The 15,581-nt window shown below is 54.4% G+C and carries 14 protein-coding genes; 6 read left to right on the top strand and 8 right to left on the bottom strand.

The features are described 5' to 3' along the window. Positions 1–25 precede the first annotated feature (25 nt). Together ACT3TF_RS09820 and ACT3TF_RS09815 are read right to left on the bottom strand one after the other, a co-directional pair. The gene (locus ACT3TF_RS09820; protein WP_444672140.1) at positions 26–931 is read right to left on the bottom strand and encodes an isocitrate lyase/PEP mutase family protein; all 906 of its coding nucleotides are present in this window, start codon (positions 929–931) and stop codon (positions 26–28) included. 16 nt (positions 932–947) lie between these two features. Further along, positions 948–1,334 carry a nuclear transport factor 2 family protein gene (locus ACT3TF_RS09815; RefSeq protein WP_441683904.1) on the bottom strand — a complete coding sequence of 129 codons (387 nt, stop codon included), beginning with the start codon at positions 1,332–1,334 and terminating at the stop codon, positions 948–950. A gap of 243 nt (positions 1,335–1,577) precedes the next feature. On the opposite strand from ACT3TF_RS09815, the gene ACT3TF_RS09810 reads away from it, so the two are divergent. The 6 genes from ACT3TF_RS09810 to ACT3TF_RS09785 all read left to right on the top strand — a co-directional run bounded on the left by ACT3TF_RS09810 (position 1,578) and on the right by ACT3TF_RS09785 (position 7,709). Further along, positions 1,578–2,384, top strand: coding sequence for a GntR family transcriptional regulator (locus tag ACT3TF_RS09810; RefSeq protein WP_441683902.1), 807 nt, complete (start codon positions 1,578–1,580; stop codon positions 2,382–2,384). 144 nt (positions 2,385–2,528) lie between these two features. Continuing rightward, on the top strand, positions 2,529–3,968 hold the full coding sequence (gene leuC / locus ACT3TF_RS09805) for a 3-isopropylmalate dehydratase large subunit (RefSeq protein ID WP_444672139.1): 1,440 nt from the start codon (positions 2,529–2,531) through the stop codon (positions 3,966–3,968). Further along, complete coding sequence (gene leuD / locus ACT3TF_RS09800) at positions 3,968–4,606, top strand: 3-isopropylmalate dehydratase small subunit (protein ID WP_441686873.1); 639 nt, start codon at positions 3,968–3,970, stop codon at positions 4,604–4,606. Before leuC ends, leuD begins: the two co-directional genes overlap by 1 nt. A 219-nt stretch (positions 4,607–4,825) precedes the next feature. Further along, positions 4,826–5,824 (top strand): TRAP transporter substrate-binding protein DctP, encoded by a 999-nt coding sequence (gene dctP / locus ACT3TF_RS09795; RefSeq protein ID WP_444672138.1) that lies wholly within the window; start codon positions 4,826–4,828, stop codon positions 5,822–5,824. Between the two features lie 65 nt (positions 5,825–5,889). Continuing rightward, positions 5,890–6,396: a TRAP transporter small permease gene (locus ACT3TF_RS09790; RefSeq protein ID WP_096282109.1), complete on the top strand. Its 507-nt coding sequence runs from the start codon at positions 5,890–5,892 to the stop codon at positions 6,394–6,396. Then, complete coding sequence (locus tag ACT3TF_RS09785) at positions 6,396–7,709, top strand: TRAP transporter large permease (RefSeq protein ID WP_096282108.1); 1,314 nt, start codon at positions 6,396–6,398, stop codon at positions 7,707–7,709. The genes ACT3TF_RS09790 and ACT3TF_RS09785 overlap by 1 nt, the downstream gene beginning before the upstream one ends. Before the next feature lie 70 nt (positions 7,710–7,779). Here the strand turns inward: ACT3TF_RS09785 and zigA are convergent, their stop codons facing one another. The 6 genes from zigA to ACT3TF_RS09755 form a co-directional block, all read right to left on the bottom strand. Beyond that, positions 7,780–9,006, bottom strand: coding sequence for a zinc metallochaperone GTPase ZigA (zigA, locus tag ACT3TF_RS09780; protein WP_444672137.1), 1,227 nt, complete (start codon positions 9,004–9,006; stop codon positions 7,780–7,782). 155 nt (positions 9,007–9,161) lie between these two features. Continuing rightward, positions 9,162–10,526: a D-serine ammonia-lyase gene (locus ACT3TF_RS09775; protein ID WP_441686081.1), complete on the bottom strand. Its 1,365-nt coding sequence runs from the start codon at positions 10,524–10,526 to the stop codon at positions 9,162–9,164. A 53-nt stretch (positions 10,527–10,579) separates the two neighbouring features. Next, entirely contained in the window at positions 10,580–12,070 is a 1,491-nt protein-coding gene (locus ACT3TF_RS09770) for an amidase (protein WP_444672136.1), read from the bottom strand. Between the two features lie 24 nt (positions 12,071–12,094). After that, on the bottom strand, positions 12,095–13,741 hold the full coding sequence (locus ACT3TF_RS09765; protein ID WP_444672135.1) for an ABC transporter ATP-binding protein: 1,647 nt from the start codon (positions 13,739–13,741) through the stop codon (positions 12,095–12,097). Continuing rightward, positions 13,741–14,631, bottom strand: a complete 891-nt coding sequence (locus ACT3TF_RS09760; protein WP_441686087.1) for an ABC transporter permease — start codon at positions 14,629–14,631, stop codon at positions 13,741–13,743. Before ACT3TF_RS09760 ends, ACT3TF_RS09765 begins: the two co-directional genes overlap by 1 nt. Further along, a complete protein-coding gene (locus ACT3TF_RS09755; protein ID WP_444672134.1) occupies positions 14,631–15,572 on the bottom strand; it encodes an ABC transporter permease in 942 nt (313 codons plus the stop codon). Before ACT3TF_RS09755 ends, ACT3TF_RS09760 begins: the two co-directional genes overlap by 1 nt. Positions 15,573–15,581 lie beyond the last annotated feature (9 nt).

Below are 15,581 nucleotides of genomic sequence, written 5' to 3'. Positions count from 1 at the left end.
GTCGTTTCCTGTTAATTATTAGCGTTTAGCGATTATCGTATTGCTGGCCAAGTTCGAGCATCGCCTCGGTGCCTAAATAATCGTTAAGCTGTTTGAAATCGAGCATTTGGTCGCGGAAAGCATCGGTAGTGCCATCCTGTTTAAGCGTGGCGAAGAAGCGGCTAGCCATGTGCGTAATGGCCCGGACTAATGCGCCAGGGAAAATCACCAGCGAAAAGCCGAGTGCTTCGAGTGCCTGAGCGTTCTGCAGCGGCGTATCTCCGCCTTCCACCATATTGGCCATAATCGGCACTTTGCCTTTGAACTGCGCCATGATCTTGCTGATGTCTTCATCGCTGCGGATGCCTTCGATAAATAGCATATCGACGCCCGCTTCATAATAGGCCTGAGCGCGTTCAATGGCGCTGTCGGTACCTTCTACGCCCAGCGCATCGGTACGCCCGATGATCAGCGTGCTATCGCTGTCACGGGCATCTAATGCTGCATGCAATTTACCGACCATTTCGCTTTTGGAGACCAGCGTTTTACCGCGCAAGTGGCCGCAGCGTTTCGGGTACGTTTGATCCTCAAGCTGAATGGCATTGGCGCCCGAGCGCTCCAGCAAGCGTACGCTACGCATGACGTTCATAGCGTTGCCAAAGCCGGTATCACAATCGACCACTACCGACAGATTGGTCCGTTCTCGAATATGCGACATCGCCGCGCAAATTTCGGTAATGCTGAGCAGGCCAATATCCGGGCGTCCCAGCTGGGTATAGGCCAGGCTGGCGCCAGAGAGATAAACGCTCTCGAAGCCTGCCTGCTCGGCGAGAGACGCGCCGAGCGCATCAAACACGCCAGGGGCGACCACAATCGAGGCATCTTGCAACTGCTGTTTAAGCGAGCTTGGCTGGTGTCCAGCAGGGGATAAAGGCGTATGTTGGCGCGTCATAAGTATCTCTTGATTGTTAGGGTAGGCGGCGAATCAGTGCCAAGTCGTTCCAAACGTCCTGGCGGCTAATCAGCCCATCGATGAGTTCAAAGCGATCAATAAAGCGCACGCCGGTTGACGTGCTGCCATCTAGCCATTGCACTGCTAGCTCGCCGTGGCAAATCACCACGCACTGGCAGGGATGCGTACATAAATCGACCGTGTGAAAGGTTTTGCTCACCCGGCGATAGCGTGTTTGTGCCCATTCAACGACCTCGCGTAGCCGCTGCATGGGCGCTGCGCCAGGAAACTGCATCACAACGTTAGCCGCGAGGTAGTGCTCAGCGCCGGCTAGGTCGCGGGCCTCCATGGCGCTCAAGAAAGCACGCACCTGCTCGGCGTTGTGATTTTCTGCGTCAGACATCGTTGATTCTCTTAATGCCCGCGGCTCATTTGAAGCCATGTATTTAAAGCCCCCGTATTTGCAAACATGAAGCGCGCGATACTTACGGGTACGGGTTCTGTAATAATGGCGTTCAAACGACCGCAATGGTGTTATTAATCATCTTTCGATATGTATTATATGTAATACATTTTTATGTCTATTATTATCCCTGCGTCAAGCCTAATATGATTTTTTTGAACAATATACTGAGGAGAGGCGTGGATGAGTGAGGCACAACCCTCTGCGGTGGGCGGCACTAAATCACACCGAATTTACCTGCTGTTGAAAGACGCAATTTTGAGCGGTCGGCTGTCCGCGGGCAGTAAGTTGCCTGGTGAAAACAAGCTGGCCGAGCAGCATGGCGTTTCGCGGGTAACCGTGCGGCGAGCGATGGAAGCGCTTCAGGCAATGGGATTAGTCGAGCGTAAGGCGGGGGTGGGTACGGTGGTGTTGGAGCAGCCGCTGGATGCCACGGTGATGACCGCCAGCGTGTCTAACCTGATGCCCAACATGGTCAAGATGAGCCAGGCCTCCCAAGTGCGGCTGCTGGAGTTTGCCTATGTGCTGCCGCCTGAGACGGTGCGTGAACGCCTGGGTATGGCGCAGAGCGGCAAAGTACAGCGCTCGGTACGTGTGCGCATGGTTGACGGCAAGCCGTTTTCGCACCTGGTGACCCATGTGCCAGAAGCTATTGCCCTGCACTACAACGAAATGGATTTAGCCCATACGCCACTGTTTGTGCTGTTAGAGCGCAGCGGGGTGAAGGTTGACCACGCTTCCCAGTCTATTTCCGCGACGCTGGCCAGCCACGAAGTCGCAGAGGCGCTGGACGTAGCCGTGGGCTCGCCGCTGATCGCGCTCACCCGCGTGGTTTACGATGAGCAGGGGCAGGGTGTGGAGCACTTGGATGCGCTGTATCGTCCGGATCGCTATCGCTTCCAGATTGATCTAGAGCGTAACGGTGACGATAACTCTCGCTACTGGGAGCCAAAGGTGGGAGGGATGCCAACGGGCGGAAAAGATGAGTAAAGAAGTGGTTTAATTTTAATGTATTAAAATTAATACAGATTTAAAATTGTAAAAAATACATTTGACCGGTGTTATTGAATTGCGCTAGTTGTATTGGGGTGGTTAAGATAAGTCCAACGAAGGCCGAGGCAACGAGCGACGATAATGAGTACCCCAACAACGCTGTTTGACAAAGTTTGGCGCGCCCACGAGGTGCACTGCAGTGAAAGCGGTCAAAGCCTGCTGTGGATCGACCGCCACTTTGTTCATGAGGGCTCCTTTCACGCCTTCAATAAGCTCGCTGAGCGCCAGCTACCCGTTGCGCGGCCCGATTTAACCTTTGGTATTGCGGATCACTATGTGCCAACGCTGGCTCGCGATCTGGCCGGGGTTGCCGATCCCAAAGTGCGCTCAATGATTGAGCAGCTGTCTCACAATACTCAGCAGCATGGGGTGACGCTGTTCGGCCTGGACGACCCGCGCCAGGGGATTGTGCACGTGCTGGGCCCCGAGCAAGGGCTTACCCAGCCGGGCATGGTGATGGTCTGCGGTGACAGCCACACCGCCACCCATGGCGCCTTTGGCAGCATCGCGTTTGGCATTGGCGCCTCGGAAGTGGCCCATGTACTGGCGACGCAAACCCTGTGGCAAAGTAAGCCCAAGGTGATGCGGATTACCGTTGAAGGTCAATTAGCAGAGGGCATCACCGCCAAAGATATCGCGCTGACCTGGATTGCGCGCCTGGGCGCTGACGGCGCCCGCGGCTATGCCATTGAGTACGCGGGCGAAGCGATCCGCTCGCTTTCAATGGAAGCGCGTCTGACGCTGTGCAACCTTTCCATTGAGGGCGGTGGCCGCTGCGGCATGATTGCTCCGGACCAAACGACATTCGACTATCTGCGCGATCGTCCGTGGTGCCCACAAGGCGACACTTTCGACCAGGCCTGCGCTTATTGGTCAACGCTTTATAGCGCCCCAGATGCTCGCTTTGATCTTGAAGTAACGCTACACGCCGATGACATCTCACCGACCGTCACCTGGGGCGTTTCGCCCGAAGAGGCGCTGCCAATTGATCACTCGGTGCCGGATCCTGAGCAGCTTAGCGACCCGGCAAAAGCACGCCAAGCTCGCGAAAGCTTAGCCTACATGGGGTTAACGCCAGGGCAAAAGCTGACTGATATCACGATTGACCGAATCTTTATTGGCTCATGCACCAATGCGCGTATTGAAGACCTGCGCGCAGCGGCGGCGGTTCTCGCCGGCCATAAAAGCCTCGTGCCGGGCATGGTGTCGCCGGGCTCAACGCTAGTCAAAACCCAGGCTGAAGCTGAAGGGTTAGATCGAATTTTTATCGATGCAGGGCTTGAGTGGCGCCATTCGGGCTGTTCCATGTGCGTGGGTATGAACGGTGATTTGGTGGCCAGCGGTGAGCGCTGTGCCTCGACGACCAACCGTAACTTTAAAGGCCGGCAAGGGCCTGGCGCGCGCACGCATTTGATGTCGCCTGCGATGGTGGCGGCGGCGGCAGTCAGTGGGCGGCTAGCCGATATACGTGCACTGCCTGCTGGCACTGGTTCAAACGTTCAGGCTTCAGGAGCGTATTAATGCAACCGATTACCGTATTAGACACCCTTGGTGTTGCCCTGGCTGCCGCTAACGTGGATACCGATCAACTGATTCCTGCGCGCTTTATGAAAGAGCCGCGCAGCGTCGGCTATGGGCAGTTTTTGCTTTATGACATTCGTCACGATGAACGCGATAACCCCGACCCTGAATTTATTTTACATCGCCCTCACGCCGGTGGTGCCCAGGTGATGGTGAGCCGCCGTAACTTCGGTGCGGGCTCGTCCCGGGAGGCCGCAGTGTATGCCCTGGTGGATTACGGATTCCGCTGCGTAATAGCGCCGAGCTTTGGCGATATCTTTTCATCCAACGCCGTTAATAATGGCTTGCTGCCCGCCGTTGTGGAAGAAGATGACGCCGAGCGCCTGCTATCAGCGCTGGGCGATACACCAGCCGCGATCAACGTTGACCTGGAGACGCAGATCATTCGCGTTGCCGAGGTAGAGGTTAGTTTTTCAATTAGCCCCGTGTGGCGGACCAAGTTGCTCAATGGGTGGGATGATATTGATATGACCCGCCAGCATGCAGAAGCCATTACGCAATTTTCGAGCGATTACGTTAAGCAGTTTCCGTGGGTAATCGCGACGCCGCCGAGCGCATCACTGATTAGTAAAGGATAGGGTTAGTAAAAGATAGCGGCTCAAGCCGTCATCTTAGCCATCGTTACAACGGCCATATCTATAAAAACAGCACGCACGCTTGCACCAACGGTTCATGAGCACGGTTTTATAAACACGGTTTTATAAACATAGTTTTATGAACATCCGACAGCGTTTATGAACAGTAGATCAGACATAACAACCGCTATAAAAGCAGACTACCTTGTGCAGGAGAGAACGATGAAAAAAGTAACCATAACCCTAGGCTTGCTCACGGCCTTAGCGTCAGGGCAAGCGCTGGCAGTAGATCAGATTAATGCGGTACACGCGTTTCCTCCTTCGCTGATTTATACCCAAAGTTTCCTCGAGTTTGTCGATAAGGTGAATGAGCGCGGTGAAGGCGTTGTGAAAATCAACGTGCGCGGCGGCCCTGAGGTAATCGGCCTTTCCGAGCAGCCCGATGCCGTGCGCAACGGCGTAGTGGATATGGCCTATACCGCGGCAAGCTTTTATGCCGGTACCGTGCCTGAGCGCGATGCCATGGTGGCGTCAAATACCAACGCTATCTATGCGCGTGAAAATGGCGGTATCGACCTGCTCAATGAAATCCATCAGGAAAAGATGGGCACCTACTACCTAGGCTGGTTCGACAGCGGCGTCAGCTACAACTTCTATACGATTGAAGAGCCTAGCATTGATGAAGCAGGTAATCTGAGCGTTTCGGGCCTGCGCCTGCGCAGCAACCCGGTATATGACGCCTTCTTCCAAGATTATCTGGGTGCACAGCCGATCAGCTTGCCGACCACCGACGTATACGCCGCCCTTGAGCGCAGCGTGGTGAACGCTACCGGCTGGACCCAAATTGGCCTGAAAGATCTCAACTGGGATCGCTTTCTTAACTACCGCATTGATCCTGCCTTCTTTTCTACCGATATGGGCGTGATCGTTAATCTGGATAAGTGGAACCAGCTCAGCGAAGAGTCACAGCAAATCCTTCAGGAAGTTGCCATTGAGCATGAGCGCGAAAGCGCCGAGAAGCTGGCCGACTTAGCCCAAGAGCAGCAGGCTAAGCTTGAAGCAGACGGCATGCAGGTCGTGACGCTAGAAGGTGAGGCCGCACAGCGCTTTTCAGAGGCTGCCCGTGAATCGACGTGGGAGCGTATGCGTCGTCAGATGGAGCGTCATCCTTCTGGTCTTGAGCACTATGACGAGCTGATCGAGAAGTTTAACGACTTATAAAAACGTAAAGGGGGGCGTTGAGCGATCAAGCGCCCCTTTTGTGTGATTCTTTTTCAGGGTCTCTTATGCGCTACGCACAACGCGGCTACTTGCTGCTACTTAATGGCATGGCTTTGCTGGCCGCTATCATGCTGGTCTGGCTGATGGTGGCAGTGGTGCTCTCGGTGGTTATTCGAAATTTGGGCCTGCAGCCCTCGGCGTGGTTTTTCCTTTCCACCGAATACGCCATGTTTTATCTCACCCTGCTGGGTGCGCCCTGGCTGGTGCGCCAAAAAGGGCACGTACATATTGAGCTGCTGACCTCTGTGCTGCCGCTGCCCGTGCTTAATATTCTTAGCCGAGGCGTGTCGCTGCTGTGTGTCGTGGTGTGTGGCGTACTGGCGTGGAAAGGGTTGGATTTATTACTGCTCAATATTGAACGCACCGACTATGACGTGCGGGCCTTCTTTGTGCCGAAATGGATGCTGACCATTGTGTTTCCGATCAGCTTTACCTTAATGGCGATCGAGTTTGGCCGCTTTGTAGTGGGCCATGAAATTCTTCACAGCGGCGAAGCGGGGATTAAAGAATAATGGAATGGTACTTTGCGCTCGCGTTTCTGCTCTCGCTGATTCTTATCTTTATGGCGATTGGCACCCCTATCGCCCTAGCGTTTTTGGCCGCCAACGTGATTGGTGCGTGGCACTTTATGGGCGGCCAAACCGGCATTTTGCAGATGCTCAACAACGGTTTTGGCGCGCTTTCCAGCTTTAATCTGGTGCCTATTCCGCTGTTCCTGTTGATGGGGGAGCTATTTTTTCGCACCGGGCTGGGTATGAAGATGTTCAATGCCGTTGACCAGCTAATGGGTAAGCTGCCCGGGCGTTTGTCTTATGTGACGGTGGTGGGTGGAACGGCATTTTCCACGCTGAGCGGCTCTTCGATGGGCTCCACTGCGCTGATGGGGTCGCTGCTGGTGCCCGAAATGGAGCGGCGCGGCTATAAGAAGAAAATGGCGATTGGCCCCATCCTTGGCACCGGCGGCCTGGCGATTATTATTCCGCCCTCTGCGCTGGCGGTGCTGCTGGCGACGCTAGCGAAAGTGGATATTGGCGCGCTGCTGATTGCCGGCATTCTGCCGGGACTGACGCTGGCGGGGTTTTATATCGCCACCATCTTTATCCAAACCAAGCTGGACCCTGAAGCTGCACCGGCCTATGAGCTGGAACCAGTTTCGCTTAAAGCTAAGCTCCGCCTGATCATTACCGATATTTTGCCCATGCTTAGCGTTATGGTCATTATTGTGGCGCTGATGTTGATCGGTTTTGCTACGCCCTCAGAGGCCGCCGCCTTTGGCGCGTTGGGTGTGATTATTTTGGCGTTTATCTTCCGTTGCATGACCTGGGAAGCGTTTAAGCTTTCGGTGACTGGCGCGTTGAAGGTCACGCTGATGGCTTATTTAATCGTGTTTGGCTCGGCTACCTTTAGCCAGCTGCTGGGCTTTTCCGGCGCTTCCGGCGGTTTGATCGGCTGGGCAACCGGTTTTGACCTGTCGCCGATCTTGATGCTGCTGGCAATGTTTGCGGTGCTGCTGGTGCTGGGCACGTTTATGGAGCAGATTTCCATCATGATGCTAACGGTGCCGATCTTCTTCCCATTAGCACAGGCGTTAGGATTTGATCTGGTGTGGTTCGGGATCATTGTCCTGCTGGCACTGGAAATCAGCTTCTCAACGCCGCCTTTAGGACTGCTGCTGTTTGTTATGAAAGGGGTGGCGCCTCCCGGCACAACCATGAGTGAGATTTACTCGGCCGCTATTCCTTACATTCTGTGTTCGATGCTGCTAGTGGCCCTGCTGATTGTATTCCCCAGCCTGGCGACCTGGTTGCCCAGCATGCTGCAGTAACGGCGTTACGTTTAATGAAAAAAGAGAGGCGTCTGCCTCTCTTTTTTTATGCGTACCTCGCCGCAGTGGCTTACTCCCAGGCGGGAAAAGGATCGGGCAGTTGCTTCCATGCCGCCATACCTTCCAGCAGTTCTGCCTCGCTTAGTAGGCAGGCATCCAGCGCTTCACGCATTTGGGTTTGATCCAGGTTCTGGCCGATAAACACCAGCTCCTGGCGCATATCGCCAAACGGCTCCTGCCATTTTTCCATAATGAAGTGCCGCGTCTCAGGATCTTCCGGCCAGTTGGCTTCCGGTATGGCTTTCCAAAACATGCCGGCGGGGCCGTGGTGAGCGATGCCGCCTGCCTGGCTCCACTGACCTGCGGCCTGAGGGCGGGTGGCGAGCCAGAAAAAGCCTTTCGAGCGTAATAGCCCTTTGCCGAACCACTCTTGGTTGAGCAGGTCGTGGAATTTCTGAGGATGGAAAGGGCGGCGGGCGTGATAGGCAAAGCTGCCAATCCCGTATTCTTCGGTTTCAGGCACGTGCTCGCCGCGCATTTCTTTTAGCCAGCCGGGTGCCCGCTGAGCGCGCTCAAAGTTGAATTTTCCGGTGTTGAGAACTTTGTCGAGCGGTACGCTGCCTTGCGTGATGGGCACTAGCTCGGCATCAGGGTTTAACGAACGTAATATGGCCTTTAAGGCTTCCAGCTCTCGATCGCTAATCAGGTCGGTCTTGCTGATCAGCAGCACATCGCAGAACTCGATTTGATCGACGAGTAAGTCCGCTACGTTGCGCTCGTCGTCTTCGCCCAGGCTTTCGCCAGCGTCAGCGAGGCTTTGCGCTTCGCGGTACTGCTCAAGGAAATTAGCGCCATCGACCACAGTGACCAGCGTATCCAGCCGCGCAACGTGGGAAAGGCTCTGGCCGCTTTCATCTTCAAAAGTAAACGTTTCCGCCACGGGCAGCGGTTCGGAAACACCGGTGGACTCGATGACCAAGTAATCAAATCTGCCTTCCCTTGCCAGCTGGCTGACCTCTTCAAGAAGATCTTCGCGAAGAGTGCAGCAAATGCAGCCGTTGCTCATTTCTATCAAGCGCTCTTCTGACCGGTTAAGCACGACCTCACCATCTAGCGTCGATTCACCAGGGCCGCCGCGCACTAAGGCCGCATCGATATTCACCTCGCTCATATCGTTGACGATCACCGCCACGCGGCGGCCTTCACGATTAGCCAAAATATGGTTGAGCACGGTGGTTTTACCAGCGCCCAGAAAGCCGGAGAGCACGGTGACGGGTAAGGGGGAGAACGCAGTCATTGCTAGATCACCTCTAAACGGGTTTATGTTATGTGATAATATAACAATAAATCGGTTTTAGAAATATCTGCATTACGGATGAGAAATATCAAAAGTTAAAAAAGGGCTACGCGTTACTCGTTAGCCCTTTGTCGACGTGAGAAGTGGGGGGTGAGTTATTGCTGGTTAGATAAGGCTAGCCGGCCTTGTTGATAGTAGGTCTGCATGTCCTCAGCGGGCACCATCGCGCCACCTGTTGCCCACACGATATGCGTGGCATCTTTCAATTTACCTGCCAAACCTAAGAGCTCAAGCTCTGCTTGCGATGCCTTTGCCAAATGGGCAAAGCCTGGCAATCCTGCCACGGCGGATGGTTCAAGAGCTACACTCTCACTATCAGAGGCCATTGATACCAGCGCATAGAGATGGTCATCACTCACGGTGTAGATCCCGTCTAACAGCGGCTCAACCACTTGCCCGACGAAGGCAGACGCTCGACCAACGGCCAGGCCATCCGCACAGGTCAGGTTATCAAGACCAATGTCCTGCACGCTGATACCATTATGTAGCTGTGTATGCATGCCAAGCAGCATGCAAGGGGATGGGGTTGGCTCGGCAAAATAGCAGTGCACGGCATCGCCAAATACGTGCTTAAGACCAAAGCAAATGCCGCCCGGCCCGCCGCCCACGCCACAGGGTAGGTAAACAATCAAAGGGTGCTCGTCATTGACCTCAATGGCTTGGTCATCCAGCTGTTGCTTTAACCGTAAAGCAGCCACGGCATAGCCGAGAAATAGCGACGTAGAGCCTTCATCATCTACAAAATGGCAGCGTGGCGTACGAAGTGCCTCTTCGCGGCCTTGGGTAACGGCAACGCTATAGTCTGATTGATGCTCAACCACCTGCACGCCTTTCTCCCTCAGCAGTGCTTTCTTCCAGGCGCGGGCATCGGCGGACATATGTACGGTCACTTTAAAGCCGAGTTTGGCGCTTAAAATGCCGATGCTTAAACCAAGATTGCCGGTCGAACCGACCACCACGGAGTACTGGCGAAAGAGTGCTTGAAAGGGCGCTGATGCAAAGCATGTAAAGTCGTCCTCTAGCGTGAGCAGGCCTTGTTCGAGTGCTAAGGTTTCAGCATACAACAGCACTTCGTAAAAGCCGCCACGCGCTTTAATCGAGCCGGAGATCGGCAGTTGACTATCGTATTTAATCAGTAACTGCGGGGGGGCTGGCACCTGCAGCCACTGAGCAACCGCCGTAGCCAGCTTTTCAGATCGCCGCAACGGCGATTCGATAATGCCATCCATTGCGATTGTTTCTGGAAACGCCTTGGCAAAATAGGGCGCAAAGCGTAGCAAGCGAGCGGCGGCATCCTGGATATCGGAAAGCTGCAGTGGCAGTCCGTCACGCACCGTTGTAAAGGGCCGCCGCTTTGGGTTGATCCACAGCGTTTCATTGCTGTTTTTCAAGCTGTTGATGACAGGGTCAGTCCCTTTTTCAGCAATCGCCAGCCAGTTCGCCAGTGTGATATTACCCATAGCATTTACCTTTTTTTGCGGCCGCTAATGAATGCGCGTCAACGGTCAGAGGCTTATGCAAAGCCCATAAACCCTTCCGCTTTGCGAATGGGAGTCGCATGGGTAAGGTAGTTGAGGTCGATTTTCGGGCGTTCCAGCGCCTCAACGCCGATAAATAGCGTTTCCAGCTCGCGAGCAAAGGCCAGTGTTTGCAGGTCGCTGCCGCGACGGCCAATGATTTGTAGGCCAAACGGCAAACCGTTGTGATCGCGTCCGGTAGGTAGCGTCACCGACGGATGGCCAGCCAGCGTTGATGCATAGGCCATGGAGAGCCAGTGGTAGTAACTCTGCGTGGGTTCGCCATCAATTTCAGTCGGATATAGCTCATGCCAATCGCGTGGACTAATGGTAGTGGTCGGCGCCAAGATAAAGTCGTGATGCTCAAAAAATTGCTGCCAATGGCGATACATCTTGGTCTGGTTGGTGAGTGCACGCACGACGTCTAATGCTGAATAATTTTCCGCTTCGCGAACATTATCGCGCACGTTTGGCCCGACTTTATCGGGATGCTGCTGCAGGAGATCGCGGTGATGACCGGAAAAGCCCAGCGCTCGAATAATGGCAAAGGTGTCATCACTGTTTAGGCAATCAGGATGAGTCTCGTTCAGTGTGCCGAACACATGGCCAAAGTGCTTAAGCTTGTCATTGAAACTGTCGGCGATAAGCTTTTCGGTCATGGCAAAGCCGAAATCGGGCGTACAGGCAACGCGGGCACTGCAAAGATCATGGCGAGGGAGGTGACGAAATGGCTCGGGCGCGTAAGTGGGTTGGCCTTCCACTACCGGCGTCCAGGGGTCGCGACGATCAGGGCGAATCATCGATGACAGCATCAGCGCGGCATCATCGACAGTACGTGCCATGGGGCCATTTAGCGACATTGGTAACCAACCTAGTGGCCTGCTGTGCCCAGGCACAACGCCCGGCGTGGGGCGAAAGCCCACTACGCCACAAAAAGCTGCGGGGCTACGAAGGCTGCCGCCGGTGTCTGAGCCGGTTGCTAACGGCACCATTCCACAGGCTAAGGCAACGGCAGAGCCACCTGAAGAACCCGCGGCGGAGCGGGTTACGTCGAATGGGTTGGCCGTCACGCCGTAGACCGCATTGCGAGTGTTTCCACCCGCACTCCACTCGGGATTATTGGTCTTGCCCATTACCACTGCGCCTTCCTGGCGCAGTTGAGCCACCATTGCATCGTCGCTGTTGGCGATATTGTCAGTGTAAATTTGGCTGCCGAAGGTGGTAGGTAGCCCTGTCACGTCCACCATGTCTTTTACGCACAGCGGCAGGCCGTGAAGCACACCCAGCTTTTCGCCTTGATCAATCGCGCGCTGAGCCTTTTGGGCGCCGCGGCGCATAGCATCAAAGTCCTGGGCGACCAATGCATTAACAGCGGGATTAACAGCTTCAACGCGGGCTATGCAACTTTCTGTCAGCTCTACGGCAGAAAGCTTTTTGGACGTCATTAAGCGGCGTGCTTCAACAGCACTCAGATCACAAGCGTTCATTCATATATACCCATAAGAAGATGGTTAACTGGCTGGTGCAAAGGCAGCAAAGTCCCAAGATCGGCCCGGTGCTACGTCGATGAGTTGCTGTGTGTAGAGCGCCTGTGGATTCCCCAATACCTGGTGCGCGGGCCCATACTCGACGACCTGGCCGCGCTGCATAACCAGTACGTCATCGCAAATCTGTGCTGCAACGCGCAGGTCATGGGTGATAAACAGCACAGCAACGCCAAGGCGTTGCTGAATGTCATCAAGCAGGTGAAGTACTTGCGCCTGTATTGATACATCTAGCGCCGATACGGCTTCATCCGCGACGATAACATCGGGCTCCATCGCCAGCGCCCGAGCAATGGCGATCCGCTGTCGCTGACCGCCCGAAAACTGATGCGGAAACCGATCGATAGCATCAGAGGGAAGACCTACCAGTTCGAGTAATTCTTTGGCTTTTAGCATGGCGGCTTGGCGCGACTTACCGTAGTTCATTGGCCCTTCAATCAGGCTTCGTCCGATCGTCAAACGTGGGTTTAACGAGCGATAAGGATCTTGAAAAATCATTTGAATACGACCGCGATGGGGCTTAAGGCTACGTGGATGCAGGCTTGCTATATCTTGGCCGCTAATACGGACGACCCCGGCGGTAGGGTTGATCAGTCGCATCACGCAGCGTGCCAAGGTGGATTTTCCCGAGCCGGATTCACCCACAATACCTAACGTGCGGCCTTCCTGAAGGTGAAAACTCACGTTGTCTACGGCCTTTGTGCCGGTGCGGCCACGTTGAAACCAGCCCAACAGGCTACGTGTCGGGGCGAACACCTTTTCCAGCTCTGCTACATCGAGTACGCATCTCGGTCCTCGTTCAGGTCGCGGCGGTCGTGGCATCAGGCTAGGCACGGCAGCCAGCAGTCGCTTGGTATAAGCTTCTTTAGGTGTGCTCAGTACCTGATTTACGGAACCTTGCTCAACGATTTCCCCAGCTTTCATCACGCAAACGCGGTCAGCAATATCCACAACCACGCCCATGTCGTGGGTAATAAAAAGCACGGCCGTACCATGTTTTTGCTGCAGCTCGCGAATCAGCTTAAGAATTTGATGCTGGGTGGTAACATCCAACGCTGTGGTGGGTTCATCGGCAATTAGCAGGCGCGGTTTTAGCAGCAGGGCCATGGCAATCATGATGCGCTGACGCTGACCGCCTGAAAGCTGGTGCGGGAAGCTCGCGTACATGCGTTGAATATCCGGCAGGTGCACCTGTTCTAGCGCTTCAAGTACACGTGCTCGCCGCTGTGCCGCTGACTCTTTAGTATGGCAGGCAAGCATTTCATCAAGCTGTTTGCCAATGGTGAGCACCGGGTTTAGGGCCGTCATGGGTTCCTGGAAAATCATCGCCAGACTGCTGCCGCGTAGTGCGCGAAGGCGCTTCGGAGTCGATTGCAGCAGGTCTTCTCCGTCTAGCAGCACCTGACCGCCTATTACCCTCAGGCTGGCAGGTGGTAATAGCCCGATGGTTGCCAGTGAGGATACTGATTTTCCCGAACCGCTTTCGCCGACTAAGCACAGCGTCTCGCCCGCCTTAATGTCGAAAGAAATGCCTTTCAGTATCTGCTTGGGTCGCTTGTCGACGGTCTCAACCACCAGTGAGTTGACTTTCAGAACGATCTTTTCAGTGCTCATCAGTCTTCCTTTCGTTTCATGATGGGGTCGAGGGCATCGCGGGCGGCATCACCTAGCAAATTGATCGATAATATGCATAGCGACAGCAGTAAGCCTGCCCAAAAAATTAACGATGGCTGAAGCTGAAAATAGATGCGCCCATCGGACATAATGTTGCCCCATGTGGGTGTTTCACTACTGAGTCCCACACCTAAAAACGACAGAGTAGCTTCCGTAAGAATGGCCGCTGCGCATACATAAGTGCACTGCACAATAAGCGGGGCGAACGTATTGGGCATTAAGTGACGCCAGAGAATGGTGTGGGTTGGCGTACTCATCAGAACCGCGGCTTCAACGAACGCCTCTTCGCGAGTGGCCAGTACCTGAGAGCGAACTAAACGCACAATTTGAGGTATTTCCGGCACGGTAATCGCAATCATCAGTGTCCATAGGTTGGCGGAGGTCAGCGAAACGATAGCAATGGCGGCGAGGATGCTAGGAATTGCCATCAGACCATCCATAAAGCGCATCAGCACTGCATCAATCGTACGGAAATAGCCTGCTATTAGCCCCAGTGGAAGGCCAATAATCACTGTCAGAAATGCAACGCCAAGCCCTATAGCTAGCGATATACGCGCACCGTAAACCACGCGTGAAAAGAGATCTCGTCCATACGCGTCGGTGCCTAACCAGTGTTCGGTACTCATCGCTTGTAAGCGGTTCGAAGGTGAAAGCTCGGTAGGATCAAACGGCGCAATCAGCGGTGCAAAAATTGCTAGCATTATAATCACTGCCAAGGTCGTGGTGGCGATCATCGTGGTGGTGCGCGGGCGTATGCGCAGTAGTTTTGTGGCTAACCCGTGCATGCTATATCTGGCAGGCAGCCCCTGTACTTGAGGTTGTGTTTGCATCAGTAGCGAATCCTGGGATCAGTAATGGCGTAGGAAAGATCGATCAGCAGATTGATGAAAACGTAAAGACCCGCCGTGAGAAGAATAATGGCTTGAATGACGGGATAGTCTCGCGCCAGAACCGCATCGATAATCAAGCGACCAAGGCCAGGGATGTTGAACACGCTTTCGGTGACCACCACCCCAGAAACCATAAGCGCAAACCCGGTTCCAATAACCGTCAGGATGGGCACGCCAGCGTTACGTAGCGCGTGGCGGAACAGAATCAAGCGTTCCTTCAAACCCTTGGCGCGCGCGGTGCGGATGTAATCCTCCTTCAGCACTTCTAGCATGCTGGCGCGTGTCATCCGTGCAATCAGTGCGATATATACCGATGAAAGGGTTAATGCAGGTAAAACAAGACGGCTGGCAAACTCACTAAAGCCATTGTCCAGACTGCGGTAGCCCTGTACGGGGAGCCAGCCAAGTTCGATGGAAAAAATCTGAATCATGATGTAGCCGATGACAAACACCGGCACTGAAAATCCTACGACGGATACCGACATCACCAGATTGTCGATCCAGCTACCTTGTCGCCAAGCGGCGATAACGCCCAGCGGTACTGAGATCAATACGGTAAAAATAATCGCCGCGAGCGCTAGGCTGATGGTTGGCTCCAAGCGCTGGGTAATCATCGTCATCACAGAAGTTTGCGAGATAAGCGATGTGCCAAAATCGCCTTGTAGCATGTTGCCCGCCCAGATAAAGAACTGAGTATAGATCGGTTGGTCGAGCCCCAAGGCGGCACGAATACCCGCTACCTGCTCGGGGCTTGCCATATCACCGGCAATAATAACCGCGGGGTCGCCAGGTGAAAGCCGTAGCAGCAGGAATACGGAGAGTGCCACCACCAACATGACGGGAATGGCGGCCAGCAGCCGACGTATAAAGTAGCCAAGCATGGGTATCTT

This window comes from Halomonas sp. AOP25-F1-15 (genome assembly GCF_052378675.1).
Taxonomy (GTDB): Bacteria; Pseudomonadota; Gammaproteobacteria; order Pseudomonadales; family Halomonadaceae; genus Vreelandella; species Vreelandella casei.
Note: the sequence above shows the minus strand (reverse complement) of the source record. Positions and strands in the feature narration are given on the sequence as shown.

What these genes read in the sequence shown, in the direction of transcription:
- ACT3TF_RS09775 (WP_441686081.1), bottom strand. Translation starts at nt 10,526, where the DNA reads ATGGGTAATATCACACTGGCGAACTGGCTGGCGATTGCTGAAAAAGGG.
- leuD (WP_441686873.1), top strand. Translation starts at nt 3,968, where the DNA reads ATGCAACCGATTACCGTATTAGACACCCTTGGTGTTGCCCTGGCTGCC.
- ACT3TF_RS09785 (WP_096282108.1), top strand. Translation starts at nt 6,396, where the DNA reads ATGGAATGGTACTTTGCGCTCGCGTTTCTGCTCTCGCTGATTCTTATC.
- ACT3TF_RS09820 (WP_444672140.1), bottom strand. Translation starts at nt 931, where the DNA reads ATGACGCGCCAACATACGCCTTTATCCCCTGCTGGACACCAGCCAAGC.
- ACT3TF_RS09760 (WP_441686087.1), bottom strand. Translation starts at nt 14,631, where the DNA reads ATGCAAACACAACCTCAAGTACAGGGGCTGCCTGCCAGATATAGCATG.
- ACT3TF_RS09790 (WP_096282109.1), top strand. Translation starts at nt 5,890, where the DNA reads ATGCGCTACGCACAACGCGGCTACTTGCTGCTACTTAATGGCATGGCT.
- zigA (WP_444672137.1), bottom strand. Translation starts at nt 9,006, where the DNA reads ATGACTGCGTTCTCCCCCTTACCCGTCACCGTGCTCTCCGGCTTTCTG.
- ACT3TF_RS09810 (WP_441683902.1), top strand. Translation starts at nt 1,578, where the DNA reads ATGAGTGAGGCACAACCCTCTGCGGTGGGCGGCACTAAATCACACCGA.
- leuC (WP_444672139.1), top strand. Translation starts at nt 2,529, where the DNA reads ATGAGTACCCCAACAACGCTGTTTGACAAAGTTTGGCGCGCCCACGAG.
- dctP (WP_444672138.1), top strand. Translation starts at nt 4,826, where the DNA reads ATGAAAAAAGTAACCATAACCCTAGGCTTGCTCACGGCCTTAGCGTCA.
- ACT3TF_RS09765 (WP_444672135.1), bottom strand. Translation starts at nt 13,741, where the DNA reads ATGAGCACTGAAAAGATCGTTCTGAAAGTCAACTCACTGGTGGTTGAG.
- ACT3TF_RS09815 (WP_441683904.1), bottom strand. Translation starts at nt 1,334, where the DNA reads ATGTCTGACGCAGAAAATCACAACGCCGAGCAGGTGCGTGCTTTCTTG.
- ACT3TF_RS09770 (WP_444672136.1), bottom strand. Translation starts at nt 12,070, where the DNA reads ATGAACGCTTGTGATCTGAGTGCTGTTGAAGCACGCCGCTTAATGACG.
- ACT3TF_RS09755 (WP_444672134.1), bottom strand. Translation starts at nt 15,572, where the DNA reads ATGCTTGGCTACTTTATACGTCGGCTGCTGGCCGCCATTCCCGTCATG.